Source organism: Hymenobacter crusticola, assembly GCF_002154225.1.
Lineage (GTDB): Bacteria > Bacteroidota > Bacteroidia > Cytophagales > Hymenobacteraceae > Hymenobacter > Hymenobacter crusticola.
Map to the genome: position 1 here is coordinate 1 of NZ_MTSE01000046.1, position 15,936 is coordinate 15,936.

Consider the following 15,936-nt stretch of genomic DNA (forward strand, 5'->3'; position numbering starts at 1 on the left):
GGGCAAGGCCTGTGGAGCGTCAATACCCTGCTCGTGGCAGCCTAACACCCCTAGCCCCTCTCCCGAACGAGAGGGGCTTTTTCGTGTCCTTTTTGTAGGCACCCGCTGCCGGCAGTTTTGCATCGATTCTTACCAGCTATCGATGCGTATCAATACTCTTCTATCTGCTATTCTGCACGGTGCGTTCCTCCTGGAGGCGACGGCCGTGCAGACCTTTATGCCGCTGGCTGCTCAGTTGCTTACGGGGCAAATCAGTGCCTCTAGCTGGGACGATGACGAGGAGAAGGAGCCGATTGCCGCTTGCTATGCGATCACGCCGCACGCGGCAGCTCTAGGTGTCATAGGCTACAACGCGCTCAGCGAAGTGCCAGCCGGTTCAGTGGCCGTCCATACCATCGCGGGGGTGATGCTGCCAGAAGATACGTGGTTCGGTATGGGCACGCGTACCATCGGCCAGCGCATCCAAGCGGCCGATGCGCATGAAAACATCGTTGCCCACGTGGGCGTGTGGCGTACGCCCGGTGGCTCCACCATGGGGCTGGAGTCGTTTGGCAGCGTCATCGCCAATACCCAAAAGCCTTTTGTAAGCTACGCGGAGCAGATGTGCTCAGCCGGTTACTGGGCCGGATCCGGCGCCAACGGTGGTATCGTCGTCGGTGGCCGCACGGCCATGATAGGCAGCATCGGCACCAAGGTCGAGTTCCTCGACTTCACGGGCTTCTTCGAGAAGATGGGCATTAAGCCCATATCTGTTACTGCCACGGCCAGTACCAACAAAAACGCTGCCTTCGACCAAGCTATTGCCGGCAACATCAAGCCCATCCAAAAGGAGCTGCTTGATCCCTTAAACGAAGTATTCCTGAGCACCGTGCGCACCAATCGCGACGGTAAGCTCGACGCTAAGCAGGAAAAGGAACTGCTTTCTGGCATGGTCTACATCGGGCAGGCCAATGTCGAGAACGGTCTTGGCGACGTGCTCGGCACGTTCGACGACGCCGTGGCCCTCGCCCTGCAGCTGGCTGAGGAAGCCGACACCGCTGGCACGAGCTCAGCCCAATCTGTCACCCCTTCAACTTTACATAACGTGTCACTTTTCGCTAAGAAAAACCTGACGCTGGGCGCCGCTATGCTCGCTCTCGTCAATAAAGAAACCGTGTCGGCTGAGGAAGCCACCGCGGCCAATGCTGAGCTAACCGCAGCTGGCATCAAAGGCGCAGCCATCATTACCGAGGCTGCCTACGATGACCTAACGGCTAAGGCTGAGCAGCTTACCACCGCCCAATCTACCATCCAAGCTACTGAGAATGCCCTGAAGGCTGCCGGCGTGACGTCGGTGGCCGAATTGGTCAAGCAGCGCGACGACTTCAAAGCAGATGCGGAGAAGTACGCTAAGCTGCCCGGTGCTGAGCAGACCGGCGCCATTCGCCGGGAAGGTGAGAGCGACGTGGAGGAGAGCGGCGACGCCGATGCCAACCAGAAGCTCATCGACGAGCTGCCCCACAACAAAGTTCTGGACGGTAACCCGCTCTTCAGCGGCAAGCAAGGCTAATCACCAGCAAGCACTACCAACAGCAATATCTATCTCTTCATTTTTATCTAACAACGACAATGACCATTGCGGCCATTATTGCCGAGTTCGGTGCCTACTACCTGAATAACGGCCAAAACGCTGCCCGCTTGGTGCAGCTGCTGTTCCGCCCAGCCGTGACGGAGCAACTCTTCTCGCCTCGCGTGACGGACGACACGTTGTACCAGGCTTCGCAGACGCGCCTCGGCCGGATCCTGCAGCCTTTCCATAAGAACTGGACCCCGCTGGGTGCGCTCGAGGCGCTGCCCATCGTGATCAAGAACTTCCGGATGAAGGCTGACCTAGAAGAGACGCCAGACGATTTGGAGGCCACGTGGCTCGGCTTCCTAGCCGGCGACAGCTTGGATCGGAAGGCATGGCCTTTCGTGCGCTGGTTCATCGAAGTGCACGCGTTGCCTCAGATCCAGGAAGATTACGAACTCAACGAAATCTACCTAGGTGTGCGTGCGGAGCCAAACGGCACTGTGCCTGGTGCTGCTGGTACGGCCATGGACGGCATCAAGGTGCAGGTAAACGGCTTCATCACTTCCGGCAAAACGGTGCCCATGGTGCTTGGTGCTATTCCGTCGGATCCCAAGGCATTCTGCGACTACGTGGAAGCCATGGCGCACACGACGCTGAAGCGTTACCGCAACGTGCCCATGTACATGAACATGAACGAAGACCTAGCCCTGCGCTACGCCATCGGTCGTGACGCCAAGTACAACCTGACCACGGCCTATGTGCAGGGTGCCCCCACGCCAGATGGCAACAACCCATTGGCCACCGCGGTGCCGATTCAGCACGCTCGTCAGCGCGTGATTGGTCTGCCTTCCATGGGCGACTCGACCAAGATCTGGATGTCGCCCGCCGACAACATGATCCGCCTGGAGAAGAAAACGCAGAACGCGGGTCAGTTCCAGATCGAGAACGTCGACCGCAAGGTGAAGCTCTACACGGACTTCCGCAAGGGCGTCGGCTTCCTGATGCCAGGAGCCATTTTCACCAACGACCAGGACCTAGCTGCCTAGTCCTTTTCAGCGTCGCACAAAGCCGGCTTTCTGCAGAGGGAGCCGGCTTTGTAGGTGCCAACTCATTGTATTTACATCAAAGCCCTACGACTGTGGCCGATAACAAACCAACTTCGACCGAGCAGCAAGCCTCGGCACCCAAAGAACTCACGCTGGAGCAGCAGCTGGAGCAACTCAAGCAGCAGCTTGCTGCCAAGGAACAAGAGTCTGCCGACAAGGATGCCATCATCGAAGGCCAGACCGAGCAGCTCAAAGCCGCTGAGGCGCAAGGCGCCGGTGCGCTGCCCGTGATTATCCACGAGAAGAAGCGCTACCAGGTGCTCGCCCGCAAGTTCATCATCCGCAACATCGAGGTTGACGCTGAGAAGCTCAAGACCGATAAGGACTTGGTGAAGGAGCTCGTGGAGAATGGTTCCGGCTTGCTTAAAGCGCTGGACTAATTCGCCTCGATAGTCAATTATACTTCAATAAGTTAGCTGCTAATCCCTCATGGATATCTCTAAATTATCCGACCTAGGTGGCCTGGATGGCGCCGACAACACCCCTGGCCTCTTAGGCTACGTGCTGTTTGCCCCCGAGACCTGGTTCGAAACGATCGCCAAGGCGCCCAAGTACTCGGCAGCCGCCGCACCGGGTACGTCGGCCATCATTGCCGCGAGCCACACCTTCAAGCCAGGCTTAGGTTTCCTGCGCATCTACATCACGCTGGATTCGAACCAGCTGAAAGCTGACATGGTTGGTGAGCGAGACGGCCGCGGCCTGAAGTTCAACTTCGAAGGCTTTCACCCCGGTTCGAAGCCTGAGTCGATGGAGTTCCTGAACATCGTCAAGAACATCGGCGGCATTATGCTGGTACCAGATGCGGACGGAACGTTGATCCAGGTTGGTGCCGAAGGTCTGCCTTGCGAGCTTGCTCCTAGCTGGGACTCGGCCAAGCTCTCCAGCGGTCGTCGCGGCTTCACCGTGAAAGGTGATTGCTACGCAGTAGGTATCAAAATCTACACCGGTGCCGTGGTTGAGAAGTCGAAGATCGGTGCACCAGCACCAGTGGTAACGACTCCTGAACCAGCCGGCGACGGCTCCTAACCTCCTCTCTAGCGACCAACCAGCCCACGGGCAAATATAGGCTACTGTAGCCACCAGCAGCGTTCGGAACGCTATCAGAGGGAAACGCCCCGTGCCATTGGCCGGGGCGTTTTTGCGTCCTTTTTATCCGAGGTCGCCATCGGCAGTTTTGGGTATGCATAAGATATTCAAGCCCCGAAAACTCATGGTGTGCCAGACTGCCACTGGCCACAAGATCCGCGTCATCTCAGTTAACGAGACTACTCGCGAGGCCAAGGTAAAGAGCCTAGCCACCGGCCTGCCTTTTACCACCACGGTCGACGATCTGCAGGAGCTACCAAAATGACGTCAGCCATCGTCGCCTGGCTGGCTCAGCCCAAAGACTTCGCCGCCGGCGTGGCGCTCTATGAAGCATATGGCCCCAGTGCCGTGTACCAGCACTTGTTCAGGCAGGGCGAGACAACCTTCGCCCGGACGTCGCTCGTGCGCGAGCTACACAAGCTCGTGGCCACGCCTGCGCCCGCAGTGCTACCAAAACAGCCTGAGCTGGTGCCGGAACGCCACGAAACCGTTCCAAAACCCGCCGACGTGGAACCAGAGCCGCCAGCAGTCGACCCGGCTGCCCTGGCGCACGTGAACGCTCAACTAAAGGCCCTGCGTGACGAACGCAGCCACAAGCATGCGCAGCTCACCGCGCCAGGCCTGCGGCAAAACGACCGGCGCAAGCTAGCCTTCCGGATCCTGGATATCGGCGACGAGGTGCTGGAGACGATGCAACTGCTCAAGCATGTGCTGGCGCACGGCAGCTTGCCGGCCGGCCCAGTGGCCACGGTCGACGTGACCGACGCCGGTGAGCTACGCCGGCGCCTCGATAACCTGGTAGCCCTGCGCAGCAAGGTGCGCAAGAACCCCAAGCGCGCGGCTGAGCTGCCGGCGATGGAGAAAGAGATTAAGCTAATCCGAGCTAAGCTGAAATCATGACCATCGAACAACTAATCGAGCAGTTTACGCGCGATGCTGAACGTGGTACGAAAGCCATTGATCGGCTCACGCTCCGCCCAACAAAGCACAGTGCGGAATACCTCAAGAATTGGCGTCACCACGTCGACGTGTGCGTGTCCGCCCTTGAGGCTTTAGAAAAATTACAGAAGCTAGAAAACGCTACAGCAAGTGAGTGACGAATTATTACTGCCTAAAGAACTGGCCGCCGTGGCGGCCGCCGTGAAGCTGCCGAACTCGACCGCCGTGGAGCGTATCTATGCTGCTTCGCTTGAGGAGGCGCATGGTACCGGGCCGGGTATCAAAGGGCTATCGAAGGCTGATCAACTGGTTAATCAGCAAATGGAGGCTGCTTACGCCCTGCTGCTCAACTATCACACCTTCGAGCAGGCGTGGCCACTCATGGCCAAGCAGTTCGATATCAGCCGGGCTACGTGTTTCCGGCGCCTGGCCGATGCGCAGAACCTATACGGTGACCTGAAGAAGGTCAAAAAGCAAGGCGCCCGCGCCCTGCTGCTCACCCAGGTGCAAATGATCAAACAGCTTTGCCTCACCCAGCGCCCACCCGACGTGCGTGGCGCCTTGGCCGCGGCGAAGCTAGAAGCCGTGCTGCAGGGCCTGTTACGCGCTGATGCGCAGGGCGAGGATAGCAACAGCGGCTCCGGGAACACGTCGTACATCATCAACCTGCAAGTGGGCGACAAGAAGCCCAAGGCCATCGACCTAGGTAAGCTCGATGACGTGACGGATGCCGAGTACGAGTTGATCCAGGAGGCCGTGCAGCAGAACGTTTTCGGCGCTGAGCAAATGGAGCAAATGCTGCTAGAGCTGCGCGAAGGGGAGGACGCCGACGATGGTAATCGTTGATCAGGTTAAGCTCAAATTCAACCAGCCGCAGCTGCGCTACATTACGGCGAAGGGCAAAAAGGAGGGCGTTTCCATTTGGGGCCGTGGTACCGGCAAGTCGACCATCATTTCGTGGGATATCCACGAAATCGTGCAGACCATGCCGCGCTCGTGCTGGGTTATCGTTGGCTCGACCTATAAGCAGGTGCTCACCCGGACGCTGCCGAGCACCGTGGCCGGCCTGGAAGCACTTGGTTATAAGTTGAACCGCGATTACTACGTCGGGCGCCGGCCACCACCTTCCCTGCGGTGGGACCGGCCGCTGCAAGGCCCGCTGGAGTATGACCATTTCATCATTTTCGCCAATGGCACCGGGTTTCACCTGGTAAGCCTCGACGCCGGCGGCAGCGCCTCGCGCGGTCTGAACGTCGATGGCTTTTTAGGCGACGAAGCGCTGCTTTTCGATAAGCAGAAGCTCGATGCTGACTTATCGGCCACCAACCGCGGCAATGGGCAGTATTTCGGCAAAAATCCGAAGCACCACGGCGTTTTCTTGTTTTCGTCGATGCCCTGGGGCGACCAGGGCCGCTGGCTGCTGGATAAGTCGAAATACTACGAAGACGAGGGCATCGATTTGGTGCAGCGCCAAAATGAGCTGATTGAGGCGCAAGTGCGCTTCATCGACGCCACCAGCGACGAGGAGCGGCTGCATATCTGGCGGGAGCAGGTGGTCAAGCTGATGCAGGACATCCGCTATTTCCCCTCCAAGGCCCAAAAAGGCACTTTCTACAGTGAGGCGAATGCGCTGGACAACATTCAGAACCTAGGGCTGCAGTACCTGAAGGATCAGCGCCAGTTCATGACGGACTTCACATTCATGATTGAAATCATGAATCGGCGGCCTACAACGGTCGATGGTGGCTTCTATCCCATGCTCAATCAGGCCGTGCACGTGCAGGAGTGCGCCAATGATGATTATATCCTAGGGCTGGAGTATAACCTCAAGAAACTCAGCACGCCCGATTCGCGCATGGATAGTGACTGCCGTAGCCACCTGCCCTTGCGAGTGGCTGTGGACTGGGGCGGTAAAATATCGGTGCTTACCGTGGGCCAAATCCACGAGGACGTGCGTGAGTACCGCATCCTGAAGGGCATGTATGTGAAGCATCCCAAGATGGTGGCGGACCTAGCCAGTGACTTCTGTGAGTACTATGCCTACCAGCTGCGCAAGGAGGTGGTGTTCCTAGAGGATGCCGAATGGGGTAACAACCGCAATCCTAACTCCCCCTGGACCTTGAACGAGACGTTCATTAAGGTGCTCCAGGCACGTGGCTGGCGCGTGGTACGGGCCAACCTAGGTCGCGTGCCTGGCCACCCCACGCGCTACCTGGTAGGGCAGCAGGTGCTGGCCGAGAAGATGCACCCCAAGATCCTGCGTGTGCGCTTCAACAAGGTCAATACCAAGGATGCAGTGCAAGCTATGCTGTTCGCTCCTGTAAGCCAGGATAGCAAAGGCAACATCAGTAAGGTTAAGTCGAGTGAGCGGAAGGAGAGCTTCCCGCAGGAGCACGCGACCCACTTCACCGATACCATCGACCTGCACTTGCTGAGCATTGGTACCGACGTGGTCAGCACCATGCCGAACTTCAGCAACGTGATCATCATGTCGCGTTGATCTCGGACACGTGTCCTAGTGCTGACTGAGCAACGAAGCCTCGACCCTGCGGTCGGGGCTTTTTCGTGTGCGGCCGTGGCAGATATCCCCGAAGTCGGTACCGGCAGCTGCCGACCGTGATTAGTGCAAGCCGGGGCATTCTGCTACACCTCTGAGACTAGAACGCGCCCAAATTGCCTAAAAACGTCGTTTGCAGCGCGCAAACGCAATACCCGTTGAGATTGGCTTTTTGTCCCATTTCGGGCCGGTGCGGGCGGTTTTGTGTCCTTTTCCTAGGGTCAGGGCGGTGGCAGTTTTGGGTAATGAACGCTACGACTCCTATCCGCTTAAAAGATGCTTTAGAGCTATTAGAATCCGGTACGCCGGTCGCGGTGCGCTATGTTAAAGCCAACCGCCGCAAGAAAACCGGCGGCGACTTTGGCGAACTGCCAGCCGCGCGCCTAGGCAGTGGCAAGCGCAAGGCGGAAGCCACCTTCCGCGCGCCCTTGCCCGGCGAAGAAACCGACGAGCAGCGGGCCGACTGCGCCGCTGACGGCATGGTACCGGTGCCCAATGGCGTGGTACCAGCGCCCAAAGACCCCAATCACTATCAGAACGCCACGCGCAACCTCGTGGACACCCGCACCGGCGCGCTGGTGAAGGTGCACATCTACTTGCTGGTGTCCGTGGCGGGCCGCAAAGTCATTATTTAAATGAGCAATATTGTATTCACCGCGGCCCGAAATATGGGCTATCTGCCTCGTACGGGCGCTTTTGTGCGCCTCAACGGGGCGCTCAGCGCCGCGGCCGGCAGCGCACCGACCGCGCCGAGCAAGGTAGAGGGCGCGCCCTCCACGACGCCCGTTGAGAAGGGTGTTAGTGGCGAAATAGCCTTGTGGGGCGATGCCAACGACTTCCCGCAACAGGTTATTAAGGCCATTAACGCCAACACCATCCTGCCGGCAGTACTGGAATGGAAGGTGCGGGCTGTGTACGGCGGTGGCGTGGTGTACGGCCGCGTTACGGGCTACGATAAAGATGGCAATGAGCAGTTTAAGCGCGAGCGGATCCCGGAAGTAGAGGCGTTTTTTCGCCGCTCCAACATTCCGCGCTACGCCTTCGAGTCGCTTCAGAACATCATTGTGTTCAACAACGGCTTCCCGGAGATCATCACCTCGCGTGACCGCAGCCTTATCACCAGCCTCTCGACGCCCGACACGGCGTTTTACCGCTACTCGGTACCGACGCTGAAAAGCCCGGTGCCGCAGTGGGGCTACATCTCGGCCAACTGGCCCGAAGCGAAGCCCGGCGACGGCTACACGACGCAGGTGCCAGTGCTCGACCCGTACCTGGATGCCGTGGAGCGCCTACGCGAAGATACGCGCGGCTACAAGTTCATCTATCCCCTGTCGATCCCTAGCCCTGGTCAAGCGCTCTACCAACTCGCTGCGTGGAACTCTATTCGGAAAAGTGGGTGGCTCGACGTGGCGCAAGCTATCCCGGAATTTAAGGCCGCGCTGTTCAAGAATCAGCTCACGATCAAGTATTTGATTGAGGCCGATATCCGCTACTGGCAGTGGAAGTACCCCGACTGGGATTCCAAGCTCGAGGAGCAGCGCGAAGCCATCATCGATGAGGAGCTGACGGCCTTCGAAGATAAGATGGCCGGCACCCAGGGCACCGGCAAAGCCATCCTGACGGTCACCATTCCGGATCCGCAAAACGGGCAGCCGATCAGCGTTTTCAAAGTCACGCCCATCGATGACAAAATCAAGTCGGGCCTGCACATCGAAGACTCGCAGGAAGCGAGCTCCCACATCTACACCGCGCTGAGCGTGGACCCGACGCTGGTCGGCATCTCGCCCGGCAAGGGCATGGGCGCCGGCAGTGGCTCCGACAAGCGCGTGGCCTTCAACACCTTCATCAGCACCCACCGCTTCCACCAGGACCTGGTGCTGGAGCCGCTGTACCTGGTGCGCGACTACAACGGCTGGCCGGCCGACCTCGAATTCCGATTCCTCAACCCGCTGGTGCAGACGCTCGACGCTTCGTCGCCGGTAAAAACAAGTGTAGGCAATGCTGCTCCAGACAACGCAGGAACTGAATAAGTACGTCACGCTCAATAGCAACCTGACCGAACTGCCGAAGCCACTGGCCACCGAGCTAGCCCGGCTGGAGTCGCAGTTGCTGCGGCCTATCCTTGGCGACGAACTGCTCGCCTGGCTGCGTGAGCAGAACAAAACGATCCCGAACCTAGCGGACGAAGATTCACTCGCGGGTGAACTGTTGCGCCTGGTGCAGGCGCCGCTGGCGCGCATCGGTACCGGCAGCGTGCTGGATGAATTGCAGGTGTTCATCGACGACACCGGCATTCACATCGTGAGCACCCAGACCGACAAGACCGCCTTTAACTGGCAGGTATCCCGGCTGGAGCGCACGCTGCAGCGCAAGGGCTACCTCGACCTGAACGTACTGTTGCAGTGGCTAGAGGATAACTATAAGTCGTCCGAAGAACTGCAAGCGTGGGCCACGTCGTACGCTGGCCAGCGCCACCGGTATCTGCTCATCACGTCGGCGCCCGAGTTCAGCCAGTACGTCGATATCCAGGATTCCTGGAAAGTATTCGACGCCCTGCGGCCGGTGCTGCGCGTGCAGTCCTCGTTCATGCTCACGCCGGTGCTCGGCGTTGAGTTCCTGCAGGAACTCAGTGAGCAAGTGCGCACCCGCACTGTCACGCCCGAAAACGAGCACTTGCTGCACACCTACGTGCGGCCGTTGCTGGCCCACCTCACGCTAGCCCACGCGGTGCCAGCGCTGGGCCTGCGCCTAACGGGCGACGGCATCGAGCTGCGCATTGCCCGCATCGACGAGGATAACACGAAGGAAGCCGACGCCGGCCTCGACCAACTGCTCGCAGCGCGTGCTCGTGACGCCGAGCAGACCGCGCGCGTGTACCTACTGCAGCTGCGCCAGCACCTGAACGAGCAGGCCTCGGCTGAGAAGTATGCCACCTACTTCGCCTCCAGCGCCTACGCCAACCCTGCCACGCCCCGCAACCCGGTCAACCGGGAAGGCGCGCGCACCTACAAATTCATCTGATGCGCTCCCTGCTAAATACCCTCATCAGCGTAGCCACTGGCCCGAAGACTGTGGAGGCCGCTAAGATCAGCTTGCAGGTATCGCCCTACTTGCTTATTGCGAAGCAGTTGGTGGAGAAATACCTCTTCTCCGACTGGGACTTCCTCAGCTTTCTGCTGGTGCTAATCCTGGTCGACACGGTGATGGGCGTGCAGCGCAGTTGGAAGCTGCGCACGGTAAGCAGCCGCGGCTTCAGCCGCATCTTCATCAAGCTGTGCTTGTACGCCAACATGCTCATCCTCAGCCACGTGATGACGCACTTCACCGTGCGGGGAAACCCGAACGTGCTCTTCCAGTGGTTCGACTACTTCATGTATTCCTGCATGATGGCTCGCGAGGGCCTCAGCATCCTGGAGCACATCGCCTTCATCGAGCCGCGCATGGTACCCAAAGCCCTGCGCCTGCGCCTGGCGGTGATTGCCGACGAAGGCATCGTCGCCATCCCCAGCGCGGCATCAGCCGCTGCTCCTGAGCCAGCACAACCTGTGACTGCCTCCATCGAATCGCCACCAATTGACGGAGTACTACAATGAACCGCAAACTGTTTTTCGACTGCATCCGGCAGTCGCTCTTCGGCTCGCTATCGACGGCGCACGTGGCCAATATGACGGCCATCCTCGACTACTACGAGGCGCGCAAGCTCACCGACATGCAGGCCCTGGCTTACCTGCTCGCCACGGCCTACCACGAAACCGGCAAAACCATGGAGCCGGTGCACGAGCGGGGCGGCGACGCCTACTTTTTCAAGATGTATGATAAGGGTGGCGCCCGGCCGCATGTGGCCAAAGAGCTAGGCAACGTGTTGCCCGGCGACGGCGCCTGCTACCATGGCCGCGGCTACGTGCAGATCACCGGCCGCGGCAATTACGCTGCCTTCAGCAAGCTGATTGGCGTCGACCTGGTGAAGGACCCGGACAAGGCCCTAGTGCCTGGTAATGCCGTGAAAATTCTGGTCGAGGGTTCGGTGCTCGGCAAGTTCACCGGCAAGAAGCTCGACGACTATTTCCTAGGTCCGCGCGAAGATCCCAAAAACGCCCGGCGCATCATCAACGGCCTGGACTGCGCCGATACCATCGTCTGCTATTACCGCCATTTTCTAGCTGCCATTCATCCAACTCTATAAGTGCCATGTCTTACCGTTACTTATCTATCCTACTATGCCTGCTGCTGCAGGCTTGTATCGGCTGCCGATCCGAGCTAGCCTTACTTGAATTACTAGAGCCCAGGCCCGCGCACCTGGCCACCGACTCCACGCGCCACGAACTGGAAGTGCGCTACAAGCGCCCACCCTATGCGCAGAGCATACCTTCCGGCTACGATTATGGGCAGGAGCCGCAGCCAGTGCAAAAAAGCGGGCTGGTAGCCTGGGCGAAAGCGAAGCTAACCGGTGGCAAAGTGGTCGATAAAAGCACGACTACGGTCAACATCTACAACGCGCCCACCGGCAATAAAAAGAGCAACATAGCCACCGGCCAGAGCAGCGTCACGGCCCAGGAAAAGGTCGATTTACGGGGCCAGAACGGTGGGTACAAAACAAAGGAAAAGCCCAGGGAAGTCGTCCAGACTATTACTAAAACCACGCCCTGGTACGTTTTTGCGGTGCTTATCGTGGCCAGCGTATATGCTGGAGCCAAGTTCAACGCGCGCCTCCGCTGGCTGCCCGGCCTAGGGCTGCTCGTGGCGCTGTGCCTGGCCAGTGCGCCGGCATCGGCGCAAAAGCAGCTGATCATCCCACACAGCCGCAACTACGACCACATAGGGGCTAAGCGAGTCGAACGCGAGCACCGCAAAGCCCGGCGCCAAAACCACCGGCAGAATATGCGGGAGTTGCGGAAGGAGGGACGCGAGCACCAGCAGCGCCTGAAGCTGATGCGGGAAATGAAGGCAAGAATTGATCAGAAGCCGCCGCACTAACTGATTTTGTTACTATGGATAAGAGACAGAATACCATTGGCTTCCGCAAGCCAATGCCCGCTGGAGCGGATCGCGAGCCGTTCCTGAATGGCAACGGTGACGAAGATATGCAGGATGAAAAAGAGCAGGAGCTGCGGCCCCAGCGCCTGCCAGTGGCTACGCCCATTTTCGTTGACTCAGTCGAGACTAATGAAATCCTAGCGGCTTACAATCTTTTCCCGCTAACGCCGCTCAATGCGTTCGAGCTCCAACTGGTGCAGGTGATTGCGGGTCTCGAGCAAGAAGTCAAAAAGTGGCATTGAGGTGCTGGAAAAGCAATAAGCACGAAGCCTAGATGGTGAACCAAACAAAAGCCCACTTAACAGTATGCTAAGCGGGCTTTTGTTTGGTTCACCATCTAGGCTTCTCAGGTCCTAGCAAGTAAACAAATATACGCATTATGGCTCTGTTGTAAGGTAGCCAACTCGTGCAATACCATACTTCGGCGTTACGGTTCCTATTGTCAGCGTAGTGTTTCGCAATAACTTGTCGCTGAACTAGTACATGCTACATGTTACTCTCTCCCCGCTGGACTAAACTCGTCTTTTTTATTCTACTCTTAGCGTTAGTGCCCTTTTTACTGCTGTGCTTCTATAATCAGCCCTATCTGGATGACTATGCTTATGCTAATGCCTTTCGAGCACATGGGCTGTGGGGTGCTCAAGTCTTTCTCTATCATCACTGGAATGGGCGATTCGTGGCTTCTTTGCTGCTGACGAGCCTGAACCCTCTTTCCTACGGTTGGCCGAGCGGGATAGGAGTCAGCAACCTAGGCATTGTTTTGTTGACCTTACTGGCTTTGTGGTGCAGCCTGCGCAGTTTGCTGCAGCATGCTATCAGTCAACTTACGACGGCGCTGTTAACGACAGGACTATTTCTGCTCTTTGTCGCCATTATCCCCGATATACACTCAGCGCTGTACTGGTTTTCCTCCCAAGCTACCCATCATCTTGCAAGCCTCATGCTTCTGTTGCTGCCGGTGGTCGTTGCCCGCGCGCACCAGGAAAAGCGGCCGACAGTTCGTGCCTATTGGTTCGGACTAGCAGCATGCAGCATTGTCTTCGTAAGTGGCTCCAGTGAACTCGTTACAGTGTTACTAGGGTGGCTGCTCGCTGTCGCTTGTGGCATTAGCCTCGTGCGTGGCGAGTATAAGCATGCCGGTCGTTGGGCAAGCTTGCTTGTGCTGTTAGTGGGTACGGCACTGTTCGACGTGCTGGCACCAAGTAATTTAAATCGGCTACATCGAGAAACCGCAAGTGTTGGAAGCGCAGCTAGTAAGCTGCTGCAATTCTGGCAGCCCCTATGGCTGATTAAAGCGTTGCAGTTACTGCTGTGGCAACCGAGTACTCTTCTTATTCTAGTTGTACCACTGGTGTTGCAGCCCCTAGCACCTCACGTGGTGGCTGTACGGCCACTTGGCTTCCGGTTGCCTTTACTTTTTAGCGGAATGGTATTACTAGGGGGTGTTTTTCTAGGTGCTTTCTTGATGCAGTTAGAAATCGCGACGCCTTCTATCGTGGCTCGTTGTGCTAACGTTTTGCTATGGTGGCTACTACTAGGGTGGCCAGCGGCTTGTTGGGCGGCCTTGCCGGCAGAGCCCGTGCTAAGTATCTCTTCCAGCCGAACAGCACGCCAAGTCAGTGCAGGATTGCTGTGCCTCCTTTTAGGGCCTCCCGTGGTGCGTGCCTGGTGTGAACTACTCGTAGAGGCGCCGGCCTGGAATAGGCAAAGTCACCAGCGGTATAGCTTCTTACAGCAAGTTGCCAGGGCGCAGCCGCATGTAAATGTGCAGTTTCCTCCTATTCGTTATGTGACGCCGCGCTACGTGCTTATTCGTGGATATGACATCCTGCCTACCTACAATGCCCCCTATAATCGTTATATGGCCACTTATTTCGGTGTTGATTCCGTACGCGTCGATCCAACTGCGCGCGATGCTGCCTTCTAAAAAGGTCAATATGCAGTAGGGAGCGATTACTTCTTCGGGACATTGCTGCTTGCGTTGAGCTTTTTCGTGTCCTTTTTACCCGAAGTCGCCGGCGGCAGTTTTGGGGATGCATACCTTACAAATCGGCGCCAAAAGCTACCAGGTGCCCACCAAGTGGAACCAGCTCAGCAAAAAGCAACTGCTGCAGGTGGTGCGCATTCTCTACGGCCCGAAGCCCAAGCAGTGGGACATTCGGTTGCTGTTGCTTAGCGCCATCAGCGCCCCGATCGGAGTTTTGCTTAACCAGTCGGCTATCGTGGTGGTGCAGTTGTATCCGCTCACCGACTTTCTGTTTGCCGAGGATCAGTTCCTCACCGAGCAGCTGCTGCCGGAGTTCAAGCTGCCGGTGCAGCACGACGCCAAGCGCACGCGCTGGGTCGGCCCGAAGTCATCCTTCAGAAACATGCTGTTCGGCGAGTTCATCTTCGCCGATACCTACTTCCGGCTCTATACCACCCGGCAAGTGCCGGAGGCCCTCGACTACCTAGTGGCCACGCTCTACCGCCCGATCATTCCCAAGCTAGGTCCCAGCAACCCGCGGTGGAACGGCGACCGGCGCCAGTCCTTCAACGAACACCAGACCGAGTACTTCATCGAGCGGCTGAAGCACCTAGCTGAGGACGAGAAGCTCGCCATCCTTACCTGGTACCGCGGCTGCCGCGCGCAAATCGAGCGCGAGTTCCCGGAAGTGTTCGAGGCCGCGGAGGAAGCGGTGAAAACCAAAGACGCCGGCGACTGGGGCCGCGTACTGCGCAAACTCTCCGGCGGCGCATTCGGCACGCTGGAGCAAACCGCCCAGCAAAATACCCGCACCATCTTGGCCGAAATGCAAGATATCGCCCGTGCCCACACGAAAGCGCAAAACGCTGCCCGCAAATGAAAGCCTACCTAATAGCAGCCAGTTTGGTCGGCGTCGGCCAAACCACCCTATCCGAACTCGCCCGACGTGGCATGGCCATCGAAGTTGGTGAAGTCGTGGAGTTCACAGAAAAAGACCCGGAAGTAACCTTTTGGCCAGAGATAGAAACCTGTAAGCATGTGCCGGCGCCGCAGCCTTACCGCGGCTATATGACTTCACGCAAACGCTACAAATAAGATGAGAACGACCGACTACAACGCCCTTTTCCGTGGCTGGGCCAAGCGCCACAAACTCATTCAGCACACCGAGGCGGCACCTAGGTTCGCCCGCATCGTGGTGAGCATCGACCCGCTGCAAAAGATCGTCGACATGGCGGAGCTCAACTCACTGCTCACGCAGCTGAAGGCCGGCCCTGGCCAGCAGGTGCTCGTGCTGGAGTCGTTCCATACGCAATACCGCGAAAGTGGCGACAACCGCACCCGGGTGCGCGCCGGTGCCTTTATGGTGCTGCAGCAAGTGCCCGACCGCAAGTACGACGGCATCGAGCAGGCGCTTGACCGCACCGAGCAAACCGGCGAAGAAATCCTGGCCGGCATCCTGGCCGACCCAAAGTACCAGGTAAAAAACCGCCTCGACGTGAACAGCATCCAGTCGGATGAAATCGGCCCGCTCGCCAACGGCACCTGGTACGGCACCCGCTGGGACTTTGATTTTACTACACCCGCTTCAGCCGCCCTGCACTACAAGGCTGACGCCTTCCTGCCTGAATAATGCTCCACCTTCTCCTTAAAAAGTGGCTTTTCAGCAATTACGAGCCCGATACTAACCCGCAAGCGA

At 58.1% G+C, this 15,936-nt stretch carries 20 protein-coding genes; all 20 read left to right on the forward strand.

Annotated elements, in window-relative coordinates:
- Positions 1-142: 142 nt before the first annotated feature.
- On the forward strand, positions 143-1,549 hold the full coding sequence (locus BXP70_RS27510; protein ID WP_086597338.1) for a S49 family peptidase: 1,407 nt from the start codon (positions 143-145) through the stop codon (positions 1,547-1,549).
- A gap of 59 nt (positions 1,550-1,608) precedes the next feature.
- Positions 1,609-2,598 carry a hypothetical protein gene (locus tag BXP70_RS27515; protein WP_086597339.1) on the forward strand — a complete coding sequence of 330 codons (990 nt, stop codon included), beginning with the start codon at positions 1,609-1,611 and terminating at the stop codon, positions 2,596-2,598.
- Positions 2,599-2,690: 92 nt separating this feature from the next.
- Positions 2,691-3,038 (forward strand): hypothetical protein, encoded by a 348-nt coding sequence (locus BXP70_RS27520; RefSeq protein WP_086597340.1) that lies wholly within the window; start codon positions 2,691-2,693, stop codon positions 3,036-3,038.
- Between the two features lie 49 nt (positions 3,039-3,087).
- Positions 3,088-3,684: a hypothetical protein gene (locus BXP70_RS27525; RefSeq protein WP_086597341.1), complete on the forward strand. Its 597-nt coding sequence runs from the start codon at positions 3,088-3,090 to the stop codon at positions 3,682-3,684.
- A 154-nt stretch (positions 3,685-3,838) separates the two neighbouring features.
- Positions 3,839-4,009 carry a hypothetical protein gene (locus BXP70_RS30110; protein WP_179197877.1) on the forward strand — a complete coding sequence of 57 codons (171 nt, stop codon included), beginning with the start codon at positions 3,839-3,841 and terminating at the stop codon, positions 4,007-4,009.
- Positions 4,006-4,644 (forward strand): hypothetical protein, encoded by a 639-nt coding sequence (locus tag BXP70_RS27530; protein ID WP_086597342.1) that lies wholly within the window; start codon positions 4,006-4,008, stop codon positions 4,642-4,644. The genes BXP70_RS30110 and BXP70_RS27530 overlap by 4 nt, the downstream gene beginning before the upstream one ends.
- Positions 4,641-4,841 (forward strand): hypothetical protein, encoded by a 201-nt coding sequence (locus BXP70_RS27535; protein ID WP_086597343.1) that lies wholly within the window; start codon positions 4,641-4,643, stop codon positions 4,839-4,841. Before BXP70_RS27530 ends, BXP70_RS27535 begins: the two co-directional genes overlap by 4 nt.
- Positions 4,834-5,529: a hypothetical protein gene (locus BXP70_RS27540; RefSeq protein WP_086597344.1), complete on the forward strand. Its 696-nt coding sequence runs from the start codon at positions 4,834-4,836 to the stop codon at positions 5,527-5,529. Before BXP70_RS27535 ends, BXP70_RS27540 begins: the two co-directional genes overlap by 8 nt.
- Entirely contained in the window at positions 5,516-7,183 is a 1,668-nt protein-coding gene (locus BXP70_RS27545; RefSeq protein WP_086597345.1) for a hypothetical protein, read from the forward strand. Before BXP70_RS27540 ends, BXP70_RS27545 begins: the two co-directional genes overlap by 14 nt.
- A gap of 302 nt (positions 7,184-7,485) precedes the next feature.
- The gene (locus tag BXP70_RS27550) at positions 7,486-7,875 is read left to right on the forward strand and encodes a hypothetical protein (RefSeq protein ID WP_086597346.1); all 390 of its coding nucleotides are present in this window, start codon (positions 7,486-7,488) and stop codon (positions 7,873-7,875) included.
- Complete coding sequence (locus tag BXP70_RS27555) at positions 7,876-9,270, forward strand: hypothetical protein (RefSeq protein ID WP_086597347.1); 1,395 nt, start codon at positions 7,876-7,878, stop codon at positions 9,268-9,270. It begins immediately after the preceding gene.
- Positions 9,239-10,261: a DUF6712 family protein gene (locus tag BXP70_RS27560; protein WP_086597348.1), complete on the forward strand. Its 1,023-nt coding sequence runs from the start codon at positions 9,239-9,241 to the stop codon at positions 10,259-10,261. Before BXP70_RS27555 ends, BXP70_RS27560 begins: the two co-directional genes overlap by 32 nt.
- The gene (locus BXP70_RS27565) at positions 10,261-10,833 is read left to right on the forward strand and encodes a bacteriophage holin (protein ID WP_086597349.1); all 573 of its coding nucleotides are present in this window, start codon (positions 10,261-10,263) and stop codon (positions 10,831-10,833) included. The genes BXP70_RS27560 and BXP70_RS27565 overlap by 1 nt, the downstream gene beginning before the upstream one ends.
- Entirely contained in the window at positions 10,830-11,423 is a 594-nt protein-coding gene (locus BXP70_RS27570) for a glycoside hydrolase family 19 protein (protein ID WP_086597350.1), read from the forward strand. The genes BXP70_RS27565 and BXP70_RS27570 overlap by 4 nt, the downstream gene beginning before the upstream one ends.
- A 5-nt stretch (positions 11,424-11,428) precedes the next feature.
- Positions 11,429-12,214 (forward strand): hypothetical protein, encoded by a 786-nt coding sequence (locus BXP70_RS27575; protein ID WP_086597351.1) that lies wholly within the window; start codon positions 11,429-11,431, stop codon positions 12,212-12,214.
- A gap of 14 nt (positions 12,215-12,228) precedes the next feature.
- Positions 12,229-12,516, forward strand: coding sequence for a hypothetical protein (locus tag BXP70_RS27580; protein ID WP_086597352.1), 288 nt, complete (start codon positions 12,229-12,231; stop codon positions 12,514-12,516).
- Positions 12,517-12,764: 248 nt separating this feature from the next.
- Complete coding sequence (locus BXP70_RS27585; RefSeq protein ID WP_086597353.1) at positions 12,765-14,201, forward strand: DUF6056 family protein; 1,437 nt, start codon at positions 12,765-12,767, stop codon at positions 14,199-14,201.
- A gap of 106 nt (positions 14,202-14,307) precedes the next feature.
- Positions 14,308-15,120 (forward strand): hypothetical protein, encoded by an 813-nt coding sequence (locus tag BXP70_RS27590; RefSeq protein ID WP_086597354.1) that lies wholly within the window; start codon positions 14,308-14,310, stop codon positions 15,118-15,120.
- Positions 15,117-15,335 carry a hypothetical protein gene (locus BXP70_RS27595; RefSeq protein WP_086597355.1) on the forward strand — a complete coding sequence of 73 codons (219 nt, stop codon included), beginning with the start codon at positions 15,117-15,119 and terminating at the stop codon, positions 15,333-15,335. The genes BXP70_RS27590 and BXP70_RS27595 overlap by 4 nt, the downstream gene beginning before the upstream one ends.
- Position 15,336: 1 nt before the next feature.
- On the forward strand, positions 15,337-15,870 hold the full coding sequence (locus BXP70_RS27600) for a hypothetical protein (RefSeq protein WP_086597356.1): 534 nt from the start codon (positions 15,337-15,339) through the stop codon (positions 15,868-15,870).
- The last annotated feature ends 66 nt before the right edge of the window (positions 15,871-15,936 follow it).